The organism is Rhodococcus jostii RHA1 (genome assembly GCF_000014565.1).
Lineage (GTDB): Bacteria > Actinomycetota > Actinomycetes > Mycobacteriales > Mycobacteriaceae > Rhodococcus_F > Rhodococcus_F jostii_A.
The window spans coordinates 6,591,536-6,612,259 of sequence record NC_008268.1; the positions used below are offsets into that span (position 1 = coordinate 6,591,536).

11 protein-coding genes (1 of these 11 running past the window's edge) are annotated in these 20,724 nt (G+C 67.8%); 4 read left to right on the forward strand and 7 right to left on the reverse strand.

From position 1 onward, the window contains the following. A protein-coding gene (locus RHA1_RS29825; protein ID WP_011598132.1) for a non-ribosomal peptide synthase/polyketide synthase crosses the window boundary here: on the forward strand, positions 1-9,219 show its end. Its footprint begins 24,558 nt before the window's first position; 9,219 of the gene's 33,777 nt are visible here — the last part of the coding sequence; its start codon lies beyond the left edge, outside the window; it ends in the stop codon at positions 9,217-9,219. Between the two features lie 73 nt (positions 9,220-9,292). On the opposite strand, the gene RHA1_RS29830 is transcribed toward RHA1_RS29825, so the two are convergent. Genes RHA1_RS29830 through RHA1_RS29845 form a run of 4 tightly spaced genes read right to left on the reverse strand, consistent with a single transcriptional unit; the run spans position 9,293 to position 13,687 of the window. Next, positions 9,293-10,252, reverse strand: coding sequence for an AurF N-oxygenase family protein (locus tag RHA1_RS29830; RefSeq protein ID WP_011598133.1), 960 nt, complete (start codon positions 10,250-10,252; stop codon positions 9,293-9,295). Continuing rightward, positions 10,249-11,181 (reverse strand): prephenate dehydrogenase/arogenate dehydrogenase family protein, encoded by a 933-nt coding sequence (locus tag RHA1_RS29835; RefSeq protein ID WP_011598134.1) that lies wholly within the window; start codon positions 11,179-11,181, stop codon positions 10,249-10,251. The genes RHA1_RS29830 and RHA1_RS29835 overlap by 4 nt, the downstream gene beginning before the upstream one ends. Next, positions 11,178-13,250, reverse strand: coding sequence for an aminodeoxychorismate synthase component I (gene pabB / locus RHA1_RS29840; RefSeq protein ID WP_011598135.1), 2,073 nt, complete (start codon positions 13,248-13,250; stop codon positions 11,178-11,180). Before pabB ends, RHA1_RS29835 begins: the two co-directional genes overlap by 4 nt. Continuing rightward, positions 13,250-13,687: a chorismate mutase family protein gene (locus RHA1_RS29845; protein WP_011598136.1), complete on the reverse strand. Its 438-nt coding sequence runs from the start codon at positions 13,685-13,687 to the stop codon at positions 13,250-13,252. The genes pabB and RHA1_RS29845 overlap by 1 nt, the downstream gene beginning before the upstream one ends. 230 nt (positions 13,688-13,917) lie before the next feature. Here RHA1_RS29845 and RHA1_RS29850 point away from each other — a divergent pair, with 230 nt between their 5' ends. Beyond that, entirely contained in the window at positions 13,918-14,853 is a 936-nt protein-coding gene (locus RHA1_RS29850; protein ID WP_011598137.1) for an esterase/lipase family protein, read from the forward strand. A gap of 27 nt (positions 14,854-14,880) precedes the next feature. Here RHA1_RS29850 and RHA1_RS29855 read toward each other — a convergent pair whose 3' ends face one another. Together RHA1_RS29855 and RHA1_RS29860 are read right to left on the reverse strand one after the other, a co-directional pair. Further along, positions 14,881-15,576, reverse strand: a complete 696-nt coding sequence (locus tag RHA1_RS29855; RefSeq protein WP_011598138.1) for a GntR family transcriptional regulator — start codon at positions 15,574-15,576, stop codon at positions 14,881-14,883. A gap of 47 nt (positions 15,577-15,623) precedes the next feature. Beyond that, positions 15,624-16,766: an acyl-CoA dehydrogenase family protein gene (locus RHA1_RS29860; RefSeq protein ID WP_011598139.1), complete on the reverse strand. Its 1,143-nt coding sequence runs from the start codon at positions 16,764-16,766 to the stop codon at positions 15,624-15,626. Between the two features lie 155 nt (positions 16,767-16,921). Between RHA1_RS29860 and RHA1_RS29865 the strand changes: the two genes are divergently transcribed. Beyond that, a complete protein-coding gene (locus tag RHA1_RS29865) occupies positions 16,922-18,454 on the forward strand; it encodes an aldehyde dehydrogenase family protein (protein WP_011598140.1) in 1,533 nt (510 codons plus the stop codon). Positions 18,455-18,477: 23 nt separating this feature from the next. Then, positions 18,478-19,410: an oxygenase MpaB family protein gene (locus RHA1_RS29870; protein WP_011598141.1), complete on the forward strand. Its 933-nt coding sequence runs from the start codon at positions 18,478-18,480 to the stop codon at positions 19,408-19,410. A gap of 39 nt (positions 19,411-19,449) precedes the next feature. Here RHA1_RS29870 and RHA1_RS29875 read toward each other — a convergent pair whose 3' ends face one another. Then, positions 19,450-20,688 carry a TetR/AcrR family transcriptional regulator gene (locus tag RHA1_RS29875; protein WP_011598142.1) on the reverse strand — a complete coding sequence of 413 codons (1,239 nt, stop codon included), beginning with the start codon at positions 20,686-20,688 and terminating at the stop codon, positions 19,450-19,452. Positions 20,689-20,724 lie beyond the last annotated feature (36 nt).

Consider the following 20,724-nt stretch of genomic DNA (forward strand, 5'->3'; position numbering starts at 1 on the left):
TTCGACACGGCGTCGGCGGCGTACAACATTCCGCTGGCGATCAGGCTGACGGGCCACCTCGACGTCTCGGCGCTCGAACAGGCACTCGGCGACGTCGTCGAACGGCACGAGACGCTGCGCACGACGTACCCCGACACCGGAGACGGTCCGGGCCAGGTCGTGCTGTCGCGGACCCGGAGTTTCACCTCACTGGACGTGGAGAACGTCGCAGACGAGAACGCCCTGCGTGAGCGCGTGATCTCCCTCGTCACCGCCGGTTTCGACGTCGCGAAGACCGTCCCGGTCCGCGCGCGTCTCCTGCGGATCGACGCCGAGCAGCACGTGCTGGTCATCGTGGTCCACCACATCTCCTCCGACGGTGCCTCGACGGCACCGCTGGCGCGCGACGTGGTGATCGCCTACAGCGCACGCGCGGCCGGTTCCGAACCTGCCTGGGCTCCGCTCGACGTCCAGTACGCGGACTTCTCGCTCTGGCAGCACGAGTTGCTCGGCGACGAGAACGCGTCGGATTCGCTGGCCACCAAGCAGATCGACTACTGGCGGACCACGCTCAGCGGTCTGCCGGACGTGCTGCCGTTGCCGACGGACCGGCCGCGGCCGCCCGCGCAGTCGATGCGCGGCGCGAACTTCGACTTCGAGATCGACGCGGAACTGCGCGACCGGCTCGGGGCGCTGGCGCGTGAGCACAACGCGTCGCTGTTCATGGTCGCGCACGCGGCACTGTCGGTGCTGCTCGCTCGGCTGAGCGCCACGGACGACATCGCGGTGGGGACCGCGATCGAGGGCCGCGGCGAGGCCGCGCTCGACGACCTCGTGGGCATGTTCGTCAACACGCTGGTGTTGCGCGCGCAGGTCGACGTCGACAAGACGTTCGCCGACCTCCTCGCGCAGGTGCGTCAGCACGACCTCGGTGCGTTCACGCACACCGACGTGCCGTTCGAGCGGCTGGTCGAGATCCTCCAGCCGGAACGCTCCACGGCGTTCTCGCCGCTCTTCCAGGTGGCCCTCGCTTTCCAGAACATCGAGCAGGCGCACCTGGAGCTGCCCGGTCTGACGGTCGAGGGACTCGACGGTGGGATCAGCGCCGCGAAGTTCGATCTGCAGCTCACGCTCGCGGACGCAGCCGGCACGGACGGGGACGCGCCCATGCGGGGCGTCTTCACCTACGCGACGGATCTGTTCGACGAACGCACGATCGCGTCGTTCGCGTTCCGTTTCCAGCGCATCCTCGAGGCGATCACTACCGACGCCTCCGTGCTGATCGGGGACATCGACGTCCTGAGCGAGAACGAGCACGCGGTGCTGGCACCCGTGCGCGGCGCCGACAGCGCCGCACCCGAGCTCCTGTCGAGCATCCTGGCCACCGCCGCCGCGGTGGACCCCGATGCCGTCGCCGTCGTGTGCGGCGACGAACAGGTCACCTACCGCGAGCTCGACGAGCGCTCGAACCGTCTCGCCCGCGTCATGATCGGCAGGGGCATCGGGGCCGACGACTTCGTCGCACTGGCGCTGACGCGTTCCGTCGAATCCATCCTCTCCATCTGGGCGGTCGCGAAGACCGGCGCCGCATTCGTGCCCGTCGATCCGAGCTACCCGTTCGAGCGGATCCTGCACATGGTCACGGACTCCCGCGTGGAGGTCGGTCTCACCACCGGCGCCCACGTCGGCGAGCTGCCGGACACCGTGCGCTGGCTGGTGCTCGGTGAGGACGAGATGGACGGCGACTGCGCGTCCGTGTCGTCCGAGGCCGTCACCGACGCCGACCGCATCCGTCCGACACGGGTCGACGATGCGGCGTACGTCATCTACACGTCGGGGTCGACGGGTCTGCCCAAGGGCGTCGTCGTCACCCACACCGGGCTGGCGAACGTCACGACCGAGCAGGTCGAGCGACTCCGCCTCACTCCGCAGTCGCGGGTGCTGCACTTCGCCTCGCCGAGCTTCGACGCGTCCGTGTTCGAACTGCTGCACGCCGTGGCCGCCGCGTCGACGATGGTCATCGCGTCCGGCGTGGTCTACGGCGGCGACGAACTCGCCCGGTTGCTGAAGAAGCAGAAGGTCACGCACGCGTTCATCACGCCCGCGGCTCTGACCACGGTCGACCCGGCCGGGTTGGACGGCATCGAGGTGCTGTCGGTGGCCGGTGAGGCCTGCCCGCCGGAACTCATGCAGAAGTGGGCGCCGGGCCGGCGCATGTTCAACCTCTACGGCCCGTCCGAGGCGACGATCTGGAGCACGTCGAGCAACCCGATGAAGGCGGATCAGCCCGTCACCATCGGTGGTCCCACCCGGGGCGTCGACGTGGTCGTGCTCGACTCGCGGCTCACGCCCGTCCCGGTGGGGGTCGCGGGTGAGCTGTACGTGGCGGGTCCGAGCGTGGCACGCGGCTATCACAACCGGTTCGCCCTGACGGCGGAGCGATTCGTCGCCAACCCGTTCGGCGGTCCCGGTGAGCGGCTCTACCGCACCGGCGACGTTGTCCGCTGGGTGCACGACGGGGAGACCGGCGACCTCGTCCTCGACTACGTCGGCCGGTCGGACTTCCAGGTGAAGGTCCGCGGGTTCCGCATCGAGCTCGGTGAGATCGACGCCGAACTCGGCAGCCACCCGAGCGTGGACTTCGCGGTCACGCTGGGCCACCACCGCGAGTTGACCGGTCAGACCGTGCTGGTGTCGTACGTGATGCCCGCTGCCGGCGCGTCGATCGACGTCGCGGAACTGTCGGCGTTCGTGTCCGAGACCCTGCCCGGGTACATGGTGCCGTCGTCGATCATGGCGATCGACTCGGTGCCGCTGACGCCCGCCGGAAAGCTCGACCGGAAGGCGCTTCCCGAACCTCAGTTCGTGTCGGCCGCCAGTGAGTACTGCGCGCCGTCGACGCCGATGGAGAAGGCCATCGCCGACGTCTTCGCGCAGGTGCTCGGTGTCGACCGCGTCAGCGTCGACGACTCGTTCTTCGCCCTCGGCGGCGACAGCATCGTGTCCATCCAGCTGACGACCCGCGCGAAGAACGCCGGGGTGCTGTTCACGGCTCGGGACGTCTTCGAGCGCAAGACCGTCTCGGCGCTGGCCGACGTGGCCGCCTGGGCCACCGACGTCGAGTCGGTGAAGCTCGAGGAGCTGCCGGGCGGCGGCGTCGGATCGATTCCGCTCACGCCCATCGCGCACTGGCTGGTGGAGACGGCAGGGACCTTCGAGAAGTTCTCGCAGGCGGTTCTGCTGACCACCCCGCCCGCGGTCACGCGGGATCAGTTGGTGGCCACGGTGGATGCTGTCCTGGAACGCCACGACATTCTCCGATCCCGGCTCACCCGGGCCGGGGACGACTGGGCGTTCGAGGCTCTCTCCACCGAAGAAGCGTTCGGTGCGGACGACCTGATCGAGCGGATCGAGTTCACCGACAAGCCGGGAACGGACGGATTCGAGAGGCTGGCACGCGCGGCTCTCGACCGCGCGGCGGAGCGGCTGGATCCGGCGTCGGGCCGGATGACGCAGTTCGTGTGGTTCGCTCCCGCGGCGTCGTTGCCGGGGCAGAGCGGCCGCCTGCTGGTGCTCGCGCATCACCTCGTCGTCGACGGTGTGTCCTGGCGAGTGCTGTTGCCGGACTTCGCGACCGCGGGTTCGCAGGTCACGGCGGGACAGCCGGCGCAGCTCGAACCGGTCGGCTCGTCGGTCCGTGCGTGGGCGCACGGTCTCGTCGAGGAGGCGAAGTCGCCGCACCGCGTGGCGGAACTCGACTTCTGGCGCGGGATGCTCGCGGGCACGGACCCGCTGATCGGAAAGCGTGCATTCGATCCCGCACGCGACGTGATCGCCCGGACCGACCGCCTGAGCATGACGTTCTCGACGCAGGTGACGCAGGCGCTGCTCACCACGATCCCGCAGTCCGTGAACGGCGGTGTCAACGACGGCCTGCTCGCGGCTCTCGCTCTCGCGGTCGCGCGCTGGCGTGGACTCCGCAACGGGACCGAGGATCGCTCGGTGCTGATCAACCTCGAGGGACACGGCAGGGAAGAGGCGACCGTGCCCGGTGCCGACCTCTCCCGCACGGTGGGCTGGTTCACGAGCCTGTACCCGGTGCGGCTGGACGTCTCCCGGGCCGATCTCGACGACGCGTTCGACGGCGGGACGTCGACAGGCGCGGCGCTGAAGGCTGTCAAGGAACAGTTGCTTGCCGTGCCCGACAAGGGCATCGGCTACGGGCTGCTTCGCTACCTGAACGAGGAGACCGCTGCGGCTCTGGCATCGTTGCCGACTCCGCAGATCGGGTTCAACTACCTCGGTCGCGCGGGCTCGGTGGATCTGCCCGCCGAGATCCGGGATCTCGGCTGGATCCCCGACAGCGATTCGGGTGAGTTCGGCGGTGCCATGGACGACGACATGGTGGCACCCGCGGTACTCAGCATCAACGCGGTGACGTCGGAGACGGCGTCCGGTCCCCAGATCGAAGCCAAGATCGCGTTCGCCACCGAGATTCTCGACGAGGCGGACGTGTGGGAGCTCGCCGAACTGTGGCACGCCGCGGCGACCGCGCTGGCCGAGCACGCCTCCGGACCGAACGGCGGCGGTCTCACGCCGTCCGACGTTCCGCTGGTGTCCGTGACGCAGGACGACCTCGAGGCGCTCGAGCGGCGCTACCCCGACGCAACCGACGTGTGGCCGCTCGCCCCTCTGCAGTCCGGAATGTTCTTCCATTCCGTTCTCGCCGAGGACGCGGTCGACGTCTACACCGCTCAGGTGGTGCTGGACTTCCAGGGCATCGTCGACACCGGCCGGCTCCGCGGCGCGGCGGAGGCGTTGATCGCACGGCACGCGAACCTGCGCACGGCGTTCGTCCCCGACGATTCGGGAACCGCGGTCCAGGTGGTCGTCGACCGCGTCGCACTGCCGTGGGAAGAGCTCGACCTCTCCGGTCTGTCCGGGGCCGAACGCGAGGAGCGGATGAGTTCCGTTCTGAGCGAGCATCGTTCGGCGCGGTTCGACATGAGTCGTCCGCCCCTGATGCGGTTCCTGCTGATCCGCACGGGCGAGAACAGCTACCGGTTCTCCATCAGCAACCACCACATCCTGCTCGACGGATGGTCGATGCCGTTGCTGATGAAGGACCTGCTGGTGCTGTACGCCACCCGCGGAGACGGTTCGGTGCTGCCGCGCGTGCGTGGCTACCGAGACTTCCTCGGCTGGCTGTCCGAACGCGACACCGACGCATCGCGCAGCGCGTGGGCGCACGCACTGGCGGGACTGGACGGTCCAACCGTGCTGGCCCCGGCGCCGAGCAGCGAGGACCGACCCGAGCCGGCCGAGTTCGCGCTGCACCTCGGTGAGGTGGTGAGCGAGAACCTGGCGCGCATCGCCCGGGACCGCGGCCTGACGATGAACACGATCGTCCAGGCGGCGTGGGGTCTGCTGCTGGCCCGCATGACGGCCTCGGACGACGTCGTCTTCGGCGCCACCGTGTCGGGTCGTCCCCCGGAGGTCGCAGGCATCGAGTCGATGGTGGGCCTGTTCATCAACACCATCCCGATCCGCGTGCGTATCGATCCCCGTGAGTCGCTCCTCGGACTACTCGAGCGGCTGCAGGCGGAACAGTCGACGCTGTTCGACCACCATCACATCGGTCTTCCGGAGATCCAGCAGATCGCCGGAATCGGTGGGCTGTTCGACACGTTGACGGTGTTCGAGTCGTACCCGGTGGACCGCGCAGGGCTCACCGAGGACAGCGACATCGACGGTCTCCGGGTCGCCGGGGTGCAGATCAGCGACGCCTCGCACTACCCGCTGAGCCTGCTGGCCCAGTCGGACAGCGAGCTGCAACTGGTCCTGAAGTACCTCCCGGACGTGTTCGGCGCCGACACCGTCGAGCGGCTCGGGTCCCGGCTGAACCGGATCCTGCAGACCATCGCGGCAGGCAGTTCCACGCTGGTGGGCGATCTCGACCTGCTGACCGGCGACGAACGCGAACTCGTCCTGTCCGGGTGGAACGACTCGGGGCACGACGTCGCCGACGAATCCGTGGTGTCGATGTTCGGCGCCCAGGTCGCCCGCACGCCGGATCGAACGGCGGTGGTGGCGGACCACGTCCGGCTCACCTACGCGGAGTTCGACGCGCGGGTGAATCGTCTGGCGCGGCATCTGATGTCGATGGGTGTGGGGCCGGACTCGGTGGTGGGCATCGCGATGCGACGCTCGCTCGACATGGTGATCAGCCTCTACGCCGTCCACGCGGCGGGCGGTGCGTACGTGCCGATCGAGCCGGAGCACCCGGCGGACCGCACCTCGTACGTCGTGGACAGTGCCATGCCGACGTGTGTGCTGAGCCTGGCCGACGACATCGCGAATCTCGATGTGGACGTGCCGGTGTACCTGGTCGAGGACTTCGACCTGTCCGAGTACGCGGCCGGCCCGGTCGAGGATTCCGAGCGGCTCGCCGAGTTGCGCCCGGACAACCTGGCCTACGCGCTGTACACGTCGGGTTCGACGGGACGTCCGAAGGGCGTGGCGATTCCGCACGCGGCGCTGGCCAACCAGCTGGCGTGGATGCGGGACGTCTACGGCATCGGCGCGCAGGACGTGGTGCTGCAGAAGACACCGTTCACGTTCGACGCCTCGGTGTGGGAGCTGTTCCTGCCGTTGGTGGTCGGTGGCACTCTCGTGATCGCGTCGCCGGACGGTCACCGCGACCCCGAGTACATGGCAGCGACCGTGGGCACGGAAGCGGTGACGGTGATCCAGTTCGTCCCGTCCGTGCTGACCATGTTCCTCGACGCCGCGACGGCCGACCGGAGTGGTTCGCTGCGCCTGGTCTTCGCGGGCGGTGAGCCGCTGCCGCAGTCGGCTGCCGAGCGGGTCGCCGGTCTCGGTTCCGCGGAATTGGTGAACCTGTACGGCCCGACCGAGGTGACCATCAACTCGACGGCCCACGTGGTGGAGCCGTCGGGAACGGCGACGATCGCGCCGATCGGTTCGCCGGCCTGGAACACGCGGGCCTACGTGCTCGACGCTCATCTGAACCCGGCGCCGATCGGTGTTCCCGGTGAGCTGTACCTCGACGGCGCGCAACTCGCTCGCGGATACGTCAACAGTTCCGCACTGAGTGCGGAACGGTTCGTCGCGAACCCGTTCGACGATTCGGGGGCGCGGATGTACCGCACCGGCGACCTCGTCCGGTGGAACGAGAACGGCGTCCTCGAGTTCGTGGGCCGCACCGACTTCCAGGTGAAGGTGCGCGGACTGCGTATCGAGCTCGGCGAGGTCGAGGAGGCGTTCGTCCGGTACCGCGACGTGGCGCAGGCGGCCGTGATCGTCCACAACAGCGAGGTGGGTGCGCGGCTCGTCGCCTACGTCGTGCCGAAGCCGGATGCCGCTCTCGACGCGGCGGCGCTGAACGGGTTCGTCGCGGAATCGCTGCCCGAGTACATGATTCCGGATTCCCTGATGGTTCTCGCCGAACTGCCGTTGGGTACCAGCGGCAAGCTCGACCGGCGCGCACTGCCGGTGCCGGACTTCGCGTCGGCGGCCGAGTTCCGGGCGCCGAGCACCGACACCGAGCGTGCACTCGCGACCGTGTTCGGTGAACTGCTCGGCCGGGAGAGCGTCGGAATCGACGACTCGTTCTTCGAGCTCGGCGGCGACAGCATCGTGTCGATCCAGTTGGTGGCGCGGGCACGTTCGGCCGGTATCCACTTCACCGCGCGAGATGTGTTCGAGCGGCGCACCGTTGCCGAGCTGGCCGCGGTGGCCGACTCGGGCGAGTCCGCGGCGGCCGCATTGCAGGAGTACGAGAGTGGTGGCGTCGGAACGGTGCCGCTCACCCCAGTTGCCCGCAAGATGGTCGAGCGCGGCGGCGACTTCGACCGGTTCGTCATGCCGCTGTTGCTCACCCTGCCCGCCGGGATCGAACGCGAGCAGGTGATCGCGACGATCGCCGCCGTGGTCGACAAGCACGACGTGCTGCGGTCGACCCTGGTCACGTCCGGCGTAGGGGACGCGCTCGAGATCGCACCCGCGGGCAGCGTCGACATCGACGCCACCGTGCAGCGGGTGGCGATCGCGGCCGGCGACGAGCCCGGTTCGCCGGAATTCGACGCGGTGGCGAGTGCGGCGTTCGACGCGGCGCTGGATCGCCTCGACCCGCGCACCGGGTCGATGCTCCAGTTCGTCTGGTTCGACCCCGCCGAGTCGGATCGGCGCGGACGGCTCCTCGTGGTGCCGCACCACCTCGTCATCGACTCCGTGTCGTGGCGGATCCTCGTGCCGGACTTCGCGACCGCGGGCGCGCAGATCGCCGCCGGCACGTCGCCGTCACTCGAGCCGGTCGGAACGTCGCTGCGGCGCTGGACCGACGGTCTGCTCGAGGCGGCGGTCAAGCCGGAGCGGGTGGCCGAACTCGAGGTGTGGGAACACATGCTGACCGGCCCGGATCCGCTGCTCGGATCGCGTGAGCTGGACCTGGGAACCGATCTGGTGAGCACGCTGGAGCGGACCCGGGTGGATGTTCCGGCACCGGTCACCGAGGCATTGCTGGGTGGCACGCCGGGTTCGCTCGACGGTGAGATCGGCGACGTCCTCGCGGCAGCCCTCGCGTTGGCAGTGACCGCATGGCGGCGCGACCGCGGAGTCGAGGCTTCGTCGACGGTCGTCACCCTCGAGGGCCACGGACGTGAAGAGTCCACGGTGCCGGGTGCGGATCTGTCGCGGACGGTCGGCTGGTTCACCACGATGTACCCGGCACGTCTCGACCTCGCCGGGGTCGACATCGCCGATGCCCTGCGGGGTGGCGCGGGCGCGGCGGACGCCGTGCGCGCCGTACGGGATCAGCTGAGCGCGATCCCGGACCGGGGAATCGGGTACGGGCTGCTCCGGTACCTGAACCCCGACACGTCGGCGGTCATGAGGAACTGGTCGGAACCGCAGATCGTGTTCAACTACATCGGACGCGTCAGCGCGGCCGAGGTTCCCGAGGCGGTACGCGGACTCGACTGGCTGCCCGATTTCGAATCCTCCATCTCAGGCGGATACGAGAACAGCGCGATGCCTGCCCAGGCCGTTCTCGATATCCAGTCGGTGGTTTCGGAAACCGCGGAGGGCCTGCAGTTGTCGGCGTTCATGTCGTTCCCGCCTGACATCATCTCGGCGCCGGAAGTGGATCGGTTCGGGGAGTTCTGGGTGGACGCGCTCACCGCGCTCGTGGCTCAGGCCGAGGAGCGATCCGGGCGCTGATCTCCGCGGCCCGTGGTGGGGAGGCTCCGAGCCTTCCCACCACGTGGCCCCGTCTGTTTCCGTCGCCGTGGAGTCAGGCCCACTCGAAGGACATCTCGCCCGCGACGCCGAGGTGCTTGCACAGCTTGTGGATCCCACTGAAATCCTGGACCAGTGCGGATCGGCGGGTGTCGTGTTCGGCGTCGTCGATCATCGCCTGGCCGCCGTCCAGGTCCAGGATGTCGACGATGGTGTGCCACGTCGAGTAGTCGTTGCTGCTGAATGCCGTCATCGCGTCGACGAGCCCGTCCAGGAAGTGGCGGCGGTCGTGGGGGCTCAGCGTGTCGTAGACGACGCCCGCGATGTCGTCGGCGATCGAGGCGTGACAGTACTCGTCGCGGTTGTGGAGGCGGACCGTCGCCCGGTTGACCGGCTGGATGACGTCGTTCTCGGAGATCAGGTCGAGGTAGGAGCTGATCGAGATCTCCGCCACCGTCATGAAGGCGAACGTGGTGATCGCCCGCTTCCTCGGGTCGGCGGCATCGGCGGTCGCCGCGCGTTGACGGCGCAACGTCAGGACGTCGGGAAGGGCGTTGTTCGGCATGGCCCAACCGCGTTGCCTGCGCGTGACCGCGCTCGCGTTCAGGTGCATGAGGGTGTGGTACTGCTCGTCGACCATCGCCTGGTGGACGGCCACGGCGAACGTGTCGCCGAGCCCGGTGTCCAGGGCGTCGTGCGCGACGAGGTCGAACCCGGGATTGACCACGTACTGCTCGATGTCCATGACGTTCTTGTTGAAAGCGATCCAGGCCCACGCCCGGAGCTGGTTCCGTTGCTCCTCGCGCATGCCGAGGAACCGATCGTGATCGGCGAAGGGCAGCAAGTCGTTCGGGTAGTCCTGCTTGTCGAGATCGAACAGCGCGTCGAGGTCCGGTTCCGGCTTCTTCACGGTCGCCCGCTGTCCCCAGTTCCGGGCGAGTCGGGACACGACGGCGCTCTCCACCGGATCAGACGGGTCGTACTCCGGGAGCGAAGGAGTCTTCTGGGGCGTCATGACGAATCTCCATTCCTGTCCCACGACTGCGGCTGTCTGCGAACGAGATCGGTGAAGAGGTCGGCGCACAGCCGGGCGAGGGGTTCGCTCCGGCCGCCGAGCGTCGACGTCGAGCGGGACATGAGCGTGGCGAAATCATCCTCCGAGCCCTGCTCGACGGTTTCCGTGAGAGTGGTCAGCGCCGCGGCGAGCGCGCGGCGGGCCTCGCCCGCGAAGGGATTGCCCGCCTGGATGTCCCGGTAGACCTCCGGGACACCTCCGCCGACCCGCGCGAGGAGCGCGAGCGACACGAGGTGGGGAGGGGTTGCCACCGCGGTGAGTTCGGCGCCGTCGACACCGAGGTCCGCGAGCGCGAGGCCGAACGCGAGGACGCCGGCGTGGGTCAGTGCCTGGGTCGCTGCCGTGAGCCGGTCGTGGTGTTCGGCGTCCAGGCGGACCACCGACGACCCCCAGCCGGACAGCACCGACAGGAACCACTCGACCTCACCGCTGTCCCGGTAGGTCACCGCCGCGACGGGGCGGCCGTCCGGCCCGAGGGAAGGCGCAAACATCGGGTTGATGCCCACCGCGCCGTTGCGCAACGCGCTGTCACGCAGGGCGGCGTCGAATCGGGACTTCACGGACAGCGTGTCGACCAGCAGGGCGTGTTCGGGCAATTCCGCGACGACGAACGGAATCGCCTCCAGAGCGACGCTTTCGGGGATCGCGAGGATTACCGCATCGGCGGCGTGCACCACCGCCCGCAGCTCCGGCGACGGGTCGGTGACGTCCCCCTTCACCTGATCCGGGTCGGACCGGTCGGTGAAGCGGATGTCGATGGTGCGCACCGTGTTTCCGTCAGCGCGCAGCCGAGCCGCCAGCATCCGGCCGACATCGCCGGAACCGCCGATCAGCGCGACGGTCCGGGTGGATGCGGCCGGGACGTTCACGGCCCGATCTCGTTCGGCCGGTCTGCCGTCACGGTCAGTGCCCGCAACATGGTGGCGGCCTTGACCATCGCCTCGTCGAACTCCTCCTCCGGGTCGGAGAGGGCGGTGATCGCGCCGCCGATGCCGAACGTCACCTCGGTTTCCGTGGCGACGATCGTGCGGATGACGATCGACAGGTCGGCCGTCCCCGTCAGTGAGAAGTAGCCGATCGACCCGGAATACACACCGCGAGGCCCGGACTCGAGCCGGTCGATGATCTCCATGGTCCGGATCTTCGGGGCGCCCGTCATCGATCCGCCCGGGAAGGCGGCGCGAACGCACTCGACGACGGAGGCGTCGGCGCTGAGCGTCCCGCGCACGGTCGACACGAGTTGATGCACGGCCGCGTACGTCTCGACGTCGAAGAGCTTGGGAACGTGCACCGATCCGGGAACGCACACCCGGGCCAGATCGTTGCGCGTCAGGTCGACGATCATCAGGTTCTCGGCGCGGTCCTTCTCGCTGTCGAGCAGGTCCTGCCGCAGTGCCGCGTCCTTGGCGGGGGTCGCGCCGCGCGGACGCGTCCCCTTGATGGGTTTGGACTCCACCACCCGGTCCGCGCCGATCCTGAGGAACCGTTCGGGGGAGGCGCTGAGAACCGACAGACCGGCGAACTGGAGGTACGCGCTGTACGGGGTGGGGCTGATGGAGCGCAGCAACTCGAACGTGTGCAGGGGATCGATCGACTGGTCCACCGTCGCCATGTTGGTCAGGCACACCTCGTAGGACTCGCCGGTCCGGATCTCGCCGAGCGAGGTCCCGATGTGTTCGAGGTACTTGTCGTGATCGTGGCGCAGGGCGAGTTCGGCGGACTCCGGCTTCCGGATCGGCGACACCGCGGTCGGCGGGTTGTCCGGCTCGGCCAGCCGATGCAGCGCCACCTCCATCTCGTCGAGCCAGCGGCGCAACTCCGGATCGTCCTGGTGATCGCTCAGGCACAGCGCGTAGGTGCGCTCGCCGGAATGGTCGATGACGACAGCGCGGTCCGCGAACACCAGCGCGGCGTCCGGGGTGGGCGACTTGTGGGCCGCCGTGCCGCCGGTCTCGGCCTTCAGTTCGTAGCCGAGGTACCCCACGTAGCCGAGGCCGAACGGCACCCCCGGGAGGCCGGGCACCGACCGGGCCTGCAGTTGCCGCTCGAGGTAGTCGAAGAACGGTGCATGTACCTGTTCGACCGGCAACCCCTCGCGAGTGATCCGGACGATCGCTTCGCTGACGTCGTACGTGATGTATTCGGCGCGGGGGCCGGAACAATTGCCCATGATGGTGAACCGCGAATTCGGTTCCGATGCCGACGTCCCGTCCAGCCAGAACGCGTTGGGCCCGGACGCGAAGAGATCCTCGAACGTGGTGCGGGGATCGACTTCGTGGTCGACGCGCACCTGCTGGACCACGTACGGCGCGTGGGGAATCGGGATTCTGAGCATGGAACCATGCGTGGATGTCCCGGAATGCGTCTGCGTGAGATCGCGGAAGTTCGCGAGCAGTTCGTGACCGAAGGCGGTGCTGATCGACTCGGGGTGGAACTGGACGCCCCACAGCGGACGAGTGCGGTGACGGACACCCATCAGCAGGCCGTCGGCGGTCCAGGCGGTGGCCTCGAGGTCGTCGGGGAGATCCTCGACGATCAGCGAGTGGTAGCGGACCGTCGGAAACGGTGACGGAATGCCCGCGAAGAGTTCGGAACCGTTGTGTTCGACGAGGGACACGCGGCCGTGCATCGGTTCGGGTGCGAGAACCACACTGCCACCGAACAGCTGACACAGCCCCTGATGGCCGAGGCACACGCCGAGGACGGGGAGTGCGGTCTCCGTGATGACGCGCGCACTGATGCCGAAGTCCCGTTGCCGCTCCGGGCGTCCGGGGCCGGGGGAGATGACGATGTTGTCGAACTCGGACCAGGGGATCGAATCCCACTCCACATCGTTGTGCACGACTGTGGGGGGTTCACCGTTCACCTCGGCCAGCAGGGTGAACAGGTTGTAGGTGAAGGAATCGTAATTGTCGACCAAGAGCGTCCGGGTACTCATCACGACTCGACATTCGCAGAGGGCACGGAACTGTGACGAACGTGGTGGTTGTCATGGTGGTCGTGGCGTCCGTTGTGGTGAGGGCCCTCATCGGCGGGCTCCGCGTTGATCACGAGGTCCTCGAGCCTGCAGGTCTCGGCGATGAGAAGGTCGTAAAGCGAGTCGAAGAACTCCGGGGACAGTGAGTGGCTGTCCGCGTACTGTCGCGCCCGTTCGCGGACGATGTGGATCCGGCCGGGCTGCATCATGGCGATGTGCTCGCGTCGCTTCAGTTCGCCGATGCGCAGGCACACCTCCAAGCGCTGCCGGACCGCGTCGAGAAGGGTCGCGTCGACTGCGTCGAGTTCGGCGCGCAGACCGTCGAGTGCCTGCTGCGCCGAGGCGTCAGAATGCTCTCCGGAATCGTCGCCGTTCCGCTGTTCTACGGAGAAATACATAATCGCCCCACTCACTCGATTGGCAGTAGCTTTCTCATCCCGACTATCGTGTGTCGTTGGTGGTTCGTTTCGGCGAGCCTTCCGGATGGCCGGGAGGACTGTCTGTGATCAGCCGAAGACGAATCGTGTGGGTTATCACCCCCAGAGTCTCGATCTCAAGTTGAGACTTCGATGGACAGTTGGGTAACGTAACCTGAAGTCTATTTCCGTCAACTCAGGATACGAGGAATATGCGTATATCGTCGGCCGGTAAGGCCCTGTTGTTCGCGCTGGCAGGCATCGTGATGCTCTGCGGTGTGGCACCAGCGGCAGCGGATCCCGTGGAAGCGGAACCCGCACCCGCGGCCGACCCGTCGGTACTGCCGGGGGCGAACGACTGGAGCTGTAAGCTGTCCGCGGCGCACCCGCGTCCCGTCGTACTGGTGCACGGCACCTGGACCGGCATGGTGGGAACGTGGAAGGACCTCGCCCCGGCGCTCACGGCGGAGGGGTACTGCGTCTTCGCCCTCAACTACGGACAGGCTGCCGGTCTGACCGAGGGCAACCTGATGCGCATGTTCGGCGGCGCCGACATCGCGGAGTCCGCGCGGCAGCTCGCCGGATTCGTCGACCAGGTCCGTACCACCACCGGCGCTTCGCAGGTCGACATGATCGGGCATTCGCTCGGTGGCACGGTGTCCCGCCAGTACCTGCGGTTCGACGGCGGCGCCGACCCAACGAACCCCGCGCTGAACAAGGTGCACTCGCTCGTCACGCTCGGTGCCACCAACCACGGCACCAGCTTCGGGGACGTCCAGGCGCTCGGTGCAATCGCTCAGGCACTGGGCGTGCCGGTCACGACGCTCGCCGGTGTCGCGGTCGGGCCGTCCTACATCCAGCAGATGGTGGGCTCGCCCTTCCTCCAACTCCTCAACGCGGGCGGCGACACCGACCCGGGCATCGAGTACACGGTGGTCGCCAGCCGCAGGGATACTGTGTCGACCCCGCCGGAGAACACGTTCCTGGCGGCTGGTCCGGGGGCCGTCGTGCACAACATCTGGCTCCAGGACGGCTGCGAGACGAACACGGCCGAACACGGCCAGCTGACCACCGATGCGCGGGCCGTGTACATCATCCAGCGGGCGCTGGACCCCACCTACGGAGATCGCAACCCCGCACCGTGCTGACCCGGCGCCGGGGACCGGTAGTGCCGGTCAGTCCCAGATGCCGACCTCGTCGAGATGCGCGACCAGTCGCTGGGCGCCGTCGATGAAGTGGGTCTTGTTCTCGGCACCCACCACGTCGGCCTTCCCGTCGGCGAGGGCGGCGATGAGGCGGCGATGGCTGTCGACCGCCGACTCACCCCAAGCCGGATCGGACGAATAGAACTGCACCGGGGTGTAGCGGGTGGCGCTGAGCAGGAACCACGACAGCTTGCTCGCGTCGGCAAGCCGGTTGATGACCCGGTGGAACGAGAACTCGAGATCCTCGATGCGGCCTGCGTCGCCGTCCTCGACGGCGCGCCGCAGCTTCTCGTTGATCGCGGTCAGCTCTTCCACGGCCTCCGGGGTGGCCGACCGTGTCGCGCGGACCGCGAGTTCCTCGGCGATCTGCCCCTGCAGCCAGAAGAGGTCGTGGATGTCGTCCCGGCTGAGCGGTGCGACGACGTACCCGCGGTGAGGAACCAGTTCGACGAGTCCCTCGCCCCGCAGGGTCAGAAGCGCCTCACGGACAGGTGTGACGCTGACCCCCAGGTCTGCCGCAGTCTCGTCGAGGCGGATGAAGTCACCCGGGCGAACGCCCCCGGACATGATCAGGTTGCGGACGTGCACGGCGACGTCGTCCGACAGCTGGGGTCGGCGGCGCAGTGTGCGGCCCGCTGGGGATCGTGACACGGAGGGCGATGCCATGGAGAACTCCTTCGATGCGGCAAACCAGCATAAACCGCAGGGGATGGTTACAAGCCGTAGGTCTTGCCGATGATGTCGCGCTGAATCTCGTTGGTACCGCCGTAGATGGTCGACACGATGGTGGAGCGGACGTGCTTCTCCATGTCGAACTCGGTGGCGTAGCCGTACCCGCCCATCATCTGCATACCCTCGAGCGCGACCTTCTTCGCCGTCTCCGTGACCTTCAATTTGGCCATCGACGCCTCGCGGGCCAGCATCTTGTCCGGGTTCGCGTCGACGTCCTTGGCGACGCTGTAGACGAGCAGCTTGCAGCACTCGATCTCCGTCGCGAGATCGGCGATGCGGTGGCGCAGCGCCTGGAACGATCCGACGGGCCGCCCGAACTGCTTTCGCTGGGTGACGAAGTCGAGGGTGTCGGCGAACGCGCGCTGCGCGGTGCCGAGCATCATGGCGGCGAGGATCAGGCGTTCGAAGTTCAGGCCGGTCATCAGCTGGCGCCAGCCGTTACCGACCTCGCCCACCACCGCGTCCTCGGGCAGGACGCAATCGGTGAAGTAGAGATCGTTGACCTCCTTGCCGCCCATCGTGTCGATGCCGCTGATCTTCAGCCCGGCGGTATCCGCGGGGACGTGGAACATGGTGAGGCCTTCGTGCTTGCCGTCGCCGCGCCCGGTGCGGGCCACGAGCAGGATGTTGTCGGCGAAGTGCGCGTTGGAGCACCACGTCTTCTGACCGTTGATCACCCAGCCGTCGGCGGTCTTCTCCGCGCGGGTGCTGAGGTTGCCGACATCGGAACCGGCTTCCGGCTCGGACATCGAGATGGACTGTGATCGGCCTGCCACGATGCCGCGCAGCACGACGTTCTTCTGTGCGTCGGTTCCGAACTTCGCGTAGGCGCCGCCCGTGATCAGGGTGGGACCGATGCCGCCGATGGGTGCCATGCCCTTGGCGGCCTCCTCGAGCAGGATGCACATGTCGACGTGGCTGGCGGCCGAGCCGTCGTACTCCTCGGGAATGGTGATGCCCAGCCAGCCCAGCTTGGCCATCTTCTCGTAGACGTCCTGATTGTGGTTGTGCTCGCCGTGATTCGTCAGCCTGTCGCGCTGCTCGCGGGTGCCGCTCTCGCGCTTGCAGAAATCGGCGATCGCCGACGCGAAGTCCTTCTGTTCACTGGTGAATTCGACGCTCATGTCCGGGGGACTCCTCATGGTTGATTCGGCCGGCGAATCGGTCGGCCGGAGTGACTGTGCGGGGCTTGCCGCGATGGGGTCTGCCGCATACTGTGATGTCCACTACATTACATCACATCACATATATTTGATGTGATCTCGAGGGAGGACAGACCATGCCACAGCAGGCGGAGACGACCGAGACGACGGCCGGCGAACAGCCCGCAGCCCCGACGGAGCAGGCGCCGAAGACGTTCGCGTCCCTGGACCCGCGCAGTGGCAACGTCCTGGCCGAGTACCCGATCCAGGGGGAGCCGGAGGTGCGCGACGCCGTCGACGCGGCCCGAGCGGCCGCGCAGTGGTGGAACGCTCTCGGATTCGACGGCCGCAAGCAATGGCTTCTCGACTGGAAGAAGTCCGTCGCACGAGACGGTGAGCAGCTCGCCGCACTCGTCGCCGCCGAAACCGGTAAGCCGTACGACGACGCGCTCCTCGAAGTGATGCTCGCCGTCGAACACCTCGACTGGGCCGCGAAGAACGCGGGCAAGGTCCTGAAACGGCGCAAGGTGCCGTCCGGCCTGGTCAGCGCGAACCAGGCCAGCAGCGTCGGATACGAGCCGATGGGTGTGGTCGGTGTCATCGGGCCGTGGAACTACCCCGTCTACACGCCGATGGGTTCGATCTCCTATGCGCTGGCGGCAGGCAATACCGTGGTCTTCAAACCCAGCGAGCTGACCCCCGGGGTCGCGGTGTGGCTCGCCGACAAGTGGAAGGCGCTCGTTCCCAACCAGCCCGTGCTGCAGGTGGTCACCGGAGACGGATCGACCGGCGCGGCGCTCGTCTCGGCCGGGGTCGACAAGATCGCCTTCACCGGATCTGCCGCCACCGGCAAGCGCGTCATGGCCGCGTGCGCCGAAACGCTCACCCCCCTCGTCGTCGAGGCGGGCGGCAAGGACGCCATGCTCGTCGACGCCGACGCGAATCTCGACGAGGCGGCCGGCTTCGCGGTGTTCGGCGCGATGGGCAACGCCGGACAGACGTGCGCCGGCGTCGAGCGCATCTATGTCGTCGACTCGGTCTACGACGAGTTCGTCCGACTGGTCGCCGAGAAGTCGAAGGCCCTGCACCCCGGCCCCCGGGACGCCGCCTACGGTCCGATGACGATGGCCGGCCAGTCCGACGTCGTCCGCGGCCACGTCCAGGACGCACTCGACAAGGGCGGATCCGCGGTGGTCGGCGGACTGGACTCCATCAAGGACGGCTACGTCGGGCCGATCGTGCTGACCGGCGTTCCCGAGGACAGCACCGCGATCCGCGAAGAGACGTTCGGCCCCACGGTCGTCATCAACAAGGTTGCCAGCCTCGACGAAGCGGTCACGAAGGCCAACGGCACCACGTTCGGGCTCGGCGCATCCATCTTCACCAAGGACGCGACGAAGGCGATGCAGGCTGCCGAGAAGCTCAGGACCGGAGTCGTGACGATCGGTTCGGTGCTCGGGTTCGCCGGTGTGGCGGCGCTGCCGTTCGGCGGTGTCGGAGATTCGGGCTTCGGCCGCATCCACGGCGCCGACGGTCTGCGTGAATTCAGCCGGGTCAAATCCATCGCCAGGCAGAAGTTCGCGGCTCCGCTGAACCTGCTCACCATGCAGCGCAAGTCGCGGGACATGAAGATCTCGGCCTGGATGTTGAAGAACCGGCACGGACGCTGATCACACGGCAGGAGGGTATTCACATGCTGATGAAGACCAAGCGCGCCGACAGCGGCGCGCCGGGCGGGATTCCGCGGGGCAGGCACGGCTGGCAGCGCCGCATCGAGGAACTCGACCCGGTTCGGGATCACCAGGAGATCCATCGCATCACGGCCGGCTACGAATTTCCGTGGGACTACCAGCGATCCCTCGAGTTCGCGCTGTTCCGGACGTACTGCGTCCCCACCATTTCGGAACTGCTGCAGCGCACCGGTGAGTTCGAGAAACGACCACAGAAGCGGTACGACGACACCGCGCTGCTGATGGCCGAACTCGTCGAACACGGCTACGACTCCGAGCGCGGCGTTGAATCGCTGCGCGTCGTGAACCGCATGCACGGCAAGTACGACATCGACAACGACGACATGCTGTACGTGCTGACCACCTTCATCTACGAGCCGATCGACTGGATCGACCGCTTCGGGTGGCGGCGGCTGACCCCGAACGAGCGTCTCGCGTGTTTCCATTTCTACCGTCAGGTGGGAATCCGGATGGGAATCAAGAACATTCCCGAAGATTTCGAGGCCTTCTACCGGTTCAAGGTCGACTACGAGCGGCGGCATTTCCGGTACACCGACGACAACCATCGCGTCGGTACCTACACGCTGAAGCTGTTCTGCTCCTGGTTTCCGGCGCCCGTCCGGCCGCTCGTCGCTCAGGGGGTCTACGCCCTCCTCGACCCGATGATGCTGTCGGCGTTCGGGTTTCCCGCCGCCCCGGTCTGGCTGCAGAACGCGTCCCGCCGTGCGCTGGGGATCCGGGCGAGGTTCGTGCGCTTCCTGCCGCCGCGGCGGGAGTCCAAGGCCGCCCGGGATCGGCACAACCGGAGCTACCCCGGATACCCGGTCGGCTACCGTCCCCGGGACCTGGGGGCGGACGGCGACAATCACCGTGGAGCCCGTCGACGGGTCGCATGACGGGCTGTGTCCCTGGGTGATTCGTCCAGGGGCACGGCCTCAGTGGCCGAGCAGTACCGCCGTCATCAGGGTGTGGAGACGCGCACGCGACTCCTCGCGGGTGTCGAAGTGGACCAGTCGGCCGATATCGAGAACCAATCCCAGCGCTGCGTGAACCAGGAACCGTGCCTCCGGAGCCGAGAGTTCGGAGCGCACGGTGGTCACCAGGTGGACCCACTCCTCGACGTGTAGGCGCTGCACGTTGCGGAGATTGGTCCGCTCGTTCTTCGGGAGATTCCCGATCTCCGCGAAGTACACCGACAGCACTTCCGGGTTCCGGAAGGAGAGTTCCAGATAGGACTCCGCGAGTTTGCGGAGCGCATCCTCGGGGCCGGTGGCGGTGGACAGCGCCGCCGAGGTGGCCACGGCCAGCCGGTCGGACGCACGGTAGAACACCGCTGCGAGAAGGTCGGCCTTGCTGGGGAAGTGGCGGTACACGCTCGACGCGTTGATGCCGGCCGCGGCGCCGATTTCTTCGATGCTCGAGTCGTGATAGCCGTGCCGGTCGAATATCTTCACGGCCTCGTTGATCAGCAACTCGCGCTTGGACGTCACCGCCAGGCCGCGTACCGCACCTGTGCCCGCGTTCCTTCCGTCGGCCGGGACGGCGGGAGGCAGTGTCGCACGCAGGATCGATTCGCACGCCGACTTCAACAGCGCGTCGAGCCGGCGCGTCGCGAGGGTGGTGCGGTGTGCGCTGATGCTCCCCATCACGCTCAGTGTCGACGCCCCCAGCGTCGTGGCGTCGACGGACGTGAGTTCGGGGCGCAGTTCCCGCAGGGGGCCCGCCACGCACTGGGTGACGTGAACGAAGACGTCGCGGATTCGCGTGCGATCCTCGGCCTCGAGGTACCGGCCCTCCCAGCGGTAGAGCCCGGCGACCTTGCGGTTCTCGATGGTGTTCGCGACGAGCGCGGAGACCAGATGGTCGAGGCGGTCTCCGGGCTCGCGTTCGGCCATCCCCTCGAGCGCGCCGTCCGCGGCTGCCTGCAGAGCGTCGGCCGTCGTGGTGGCGGCGTGTACGAGCAGGGCGTACTTGTTGGGGTAGTGCCGGTAGAGGGCGGGGCCGGAGATCCCGATGGTGGCGGCGATCTCGTCGACGCCGACCGCGTGGTAGCCGCGCTCGCTGAAGGCCTCGGCAGCGACGTTCGCGATCTGGGCCTTGCGGTTCTTCGGGCGACGGCGGATCGGCCGCTCGGTGGCGGCACCGGCCGCCGTGCTGGTCCGAGCCACGGTCACCTCCAGTAATCGGCAGTCATCTGCCAGTTTAACTGT